Source organism: Streptomyces sp. NPDC005728, from assembly GCF_040630895.1.
Taxonomy (GTDB): domain Bacteria; phylum Actinomycetota; class Actinomycetes; order Streptomycetales; family Streptomycetaceae; genus Streptomyces.
In genome coordinates this window covers 1-3,319 of sequence record NZ_JBEXYL010000243.1, presented here as the reverse complement: position 1 = coordinate 3,319, position 3,319 = coordinate 1, and the positions used below count along the sequence as shown (strand labels likewise).

4 protein-coding genes are annotated in these 3,319 nt (G+C 69.3%); 3 read left to right on the top strand and 1 reads right to left on the bottom strand.

Annotated features, from left to right (window positions below; genetic code table 11):
- Together ABZ471_RS48105 and ABZ471_RS48100 are read left to right on the top strand one after the other, a co-directional pair.
- A partial coding sequence (locus ABZ471_RS48105) for an adenosylhomocysteinase (protein WP_359075482.1) occupies window positions 1-95 on the top strand: 95 nt, incomplete at its 5' end.
- 97 nt (window positions 96-192) lie between these two features.
- Window positions 193-807, top strand: coding sequence for a hypothetical protein (locus tag ABZ471_RS48100; RefSeq protein WP_359075481.1), 615 nt, complete (start codon window positions 193-195; stop codon window positions 805-807).
- 31 nt (window positions 808-838) lie between these two features.
- Here the strand turns inward: ABZ471_RS48100 and ABZ471_RS48095 are convergent, their stop codons facing one another.
- Window positions 839-1,840 (bottom strand): RDD family protein, encoded by a 1,002-nt coding sequence (locus ABZ471_RS48095; RefSeq protein ID WP_359075480.1) that lies wholly within the window; start codon window positions 1,838-1,840, stop codon window positions 839-841.
- A gap of 144 nt (window positions 1,841-1,984) precedes the next feature.
- Between ABZ471_RS48095 and ABZ471_RS48090 the strand changes: the two genes are divergently transcribed.
- On the top strand, window positions 1,985-2,992 hold the full coding sequence (locus ABZ471_RS48090; RefSeq protein ID WP_359075479.1) for a stage II sporulation protein M: 1,008 nt from the start codon (window positions 1,985-1,987) through the stop codon (window positions 2,990-2,992).
- Window positions 2,993-3,319 lie beyond the last annotated feature (327 nt).

Sequence of the window (3,319 nt, the reverse complement as noted above, 5' to 3'; positions counted from 1 at the left end):
TCGGCGTGAAGCTCACCGAGCTGCGTCCCGAGCAGGCCGCGTACATCGGCGTGGACGTCGACGGCCCGTACAAGCCGGACCACTACCGCTACTGAGTCCGCAGTTCCTCCGAGGCAGGCCCCCGCACCCCCGTGCCGGGGGCCTGCCCCTTTGGCCCCTGGCCGGACCAGCCCGTCAAGACCCAGGACCCCCATGCCCCGCGGCCGCTATTCGCTCCACGATCCGCACGATCACACCCCCCTCGCAGAAGAGCACTTTCAGTGCGCCCCCGGCCCTTCCGGCTGGCGCTACGTCTCCCAGCTGACCACCCCCGCGGGCGACCACTGCGGATCGGTCGACCTCGCCCTCGACGATCTAGGCCGCCCCATCCGCCTCGAACTGCATGCCGGAGGCTGGCAGGTGCGCGGCGCCGCCCTCGACGGCGTCACCTGGGTCCGCACCGACCCCACCGGAACTCATGCCACGGAAGGCAATGTGCGCGCCCACGCCTTCACCGGCACGTCCCCCGCGTTCCTCGTCGCCACTGCCCGTCTGCTGCGCCTCACCCCTTCTTCTGCCGCAACACGCGTACGCCTCGTGGCCTTTACGGACCCGGTCCTCGCCCCGCGCACCCTGGACCAGTCCTGGGCCTTGGTGAACAGCGAAGCACACGCCACTGACAACGGCCCCCTGACCGTGGACGAATACCAGGTCACAGCCCTGGACACGGGCGAACAGCACACCGTGCACATCGCCGGCGACGTGGTCCTGACCGCACCCGGAATCGAGCTGGAGGACCTCCAGTCACCGCCGTCGAGATTCGACTGAGCCGACGAATCCGGCGCCGACGCACGGCCCGCTATGCCGGCGGCGCGAATCCCGTGGACTCGGAACCGTTGACCGGACGGTCGGACGGCTGCTCATCCCGCCGAGGTGTAACGGGCTGGGCAACGGGAGCCGGTTGGGTAACGGGTGCCGGTGCCCGATACGCGTTGCCTATGGGTGGCTGGGGCATGGGCGCCTGCGGAACCGGCGGAGGGTAGCCGCCGGGCGCGGCCCCACCGGGCACGCCAGGTGTGAAGCCGGACGGCGCGCCCCACGGCGCGGCCGGACCCGAGCCGAACGCCTGCCGGGCTTCGCGCGCCTGCCGCTCATGGACCACCGCCGCAAGGAAAGCGGCCGGATGTACACCCTGCGGCACCTGAGCCCCCGTGCGAGTCGCGAGATCGGTGGCCAATCGCTGCGCCATGCCCCACGAAACCTGCGGATCGAGCTGCTGCATCCGTGTCAGGTACTGCCGGACGGCAAGCCACAGCCCGTCCGGTACGGCCGACAGATCCAGCTCGGCGAACCGTCCCGCGAGCCACGGCGGAGGCGGAGGCACCAGGCCGGCCCGCCCGACGGGAATCCGCTCGCGTACGACGAGGGTGCCTGCGAAGACGTCCCCGAGCCGCCGTCCCCGCGCCGACACCAGCGAGGCGATGGCGGCCACGACCCCGAACGTCAGGAGGATCTCGATCACCCCGATCGCGCCCCGCACCAGCGCGTGCCGGAACCGGATGGGCCCGCCGTCGTCCCGCACCACACGCAGCCCGAACACCAGCTTCCCGAGCGAGCGCCCGTGACTGAGCGTCTCCACCGCGATCGGCCCGCCGACCAGCACCAACAGAAAGCTCGCGATCGACAGCGCGGTCTGAGCAGCCTCGTCCAAGGACGAGGTCGACGCGACCAGCGCGAAGCTCACGCCGATGAACACGAGTCCGGCCACGACCAGGTCCAGCAACACTGCCAACGCCCTGCTAGGCAGCTTCGCCGGCCGCAGTTCGAGCGCCACCGCCTCGCCGGTCACCAGCTCACTCACGCCCGCCGCCCTTCACCTGGTCTGCCCCGTGCAGCGCAAGTCTGCCAAGCTGAGGGCGGATCGTGCTGCGGTACGACAAGCTGACAGCGTTAGCGAGCATCCACGACGAGCCGTGGACGACCATCCGAGGAGCAGGCAGACCCGATGGACCTGGACGTCTTCGTCTCCGCGCACCGAGCCGAATGGGACCGCCTCGACGCCCTTCTCCGCCGCCAGCGCCGGCTCAACGGTGCCGAGGCCGACGAACTCGTGGCCCTCTACCAGCGCACCGCCACCCACCTCTCCCTCATCCAGTCCAGCGCCCCCGACCCGCAGCTGACGGGCCGGCTCAGCCAACTCGTGGCACGCGCGCGTAGCGCCGTCACCGGTACCCGTCGCGCCTCATGGCGCGACGTCACGCGCTTCCTGGGACAGAGCTTCCCCGCCGCGGTCTACCGCGCGCGCCACTGGTGGGTGCCCACTGCGCTCGTCTCCACCGCCGTCGCGATTGTCCTGGGCTGGTGGATAGGCACCCACCCGGAGGTGCAGTCCACCATCGCGGCCCCCAGCCAACTGCGCGAGCTGACCCGACCCGGCGGCGAATACGAGACCTACTACTCGAGCCATCCGGCGGCCTCCTTCGCCGCCCAGGTGTGGACGAACAACGCCCAGGCCGCCGCGATGTGCCTGGTGCTGGGCGTCTTCCTGGGCCTGCCAGTGCTCTGGATCCTCTTCGAGAACATGCTCAACCTGGGCGTCGGCATCGGACTGATGTCCTCGGCAGGCCGCCTCGACACTTTCCTCGGCCTGATCCTCCCGCACGGCCTTCTCGAACTGACCGCCGTCTTCGTAGCCGCGGGCACCGGCCTCCGTCTCGGCTGGACCGTCATCGACCCGGGCCCCCGTAGCCGCCGTGACGCACTCGCGGAGGAGGGCCGGGCCGCGGTGGGCATGGCGATAGGTCTCACGCTGGTCCTGTTGGTCTCCGGCGCCATCGAAGGCTTCGTCACCCCGTCCGGCCTGCCCACGTGGGCCCGTATCGGCATCGGGGTCGCCGCCGAGGCGACATTCCTGGCGTATGTCTACGTCCTCGGCGGCCGAGCGGTACGTGCCGGCGACACGGGCGACCTCCAAGCGGCCGAGCGCAGCGCCGTCGTCCCGACGGCCGCCTGATGTGCGTTCGGGCCCTGTGAGCTGCTAGTCTCCTCTTCGCCCCGCAAGAGCCGTTGACACGGATGGAGTGGGGAGGTAGATTCAATGAGTTGCCTAGAACTGGACAGGTTCGGGGCTGATCGTTAGAATCTACTTGCTTCCCAAGAAGTTGCGACTGCGACTTCGAGAAGCACCCCCGACTTAAATACTCAGAAATGAGCGGCCGGTCTGACCGGCCGAAAGCTTCTGATAAAGTCGGAACCGCCGGAAAGGGAAACGCGAGAGCGAGAACCTGGAAAGCACCGAGGAAATCGGATCGAGAAAAGATCTGATAGAGTCGGAAACACC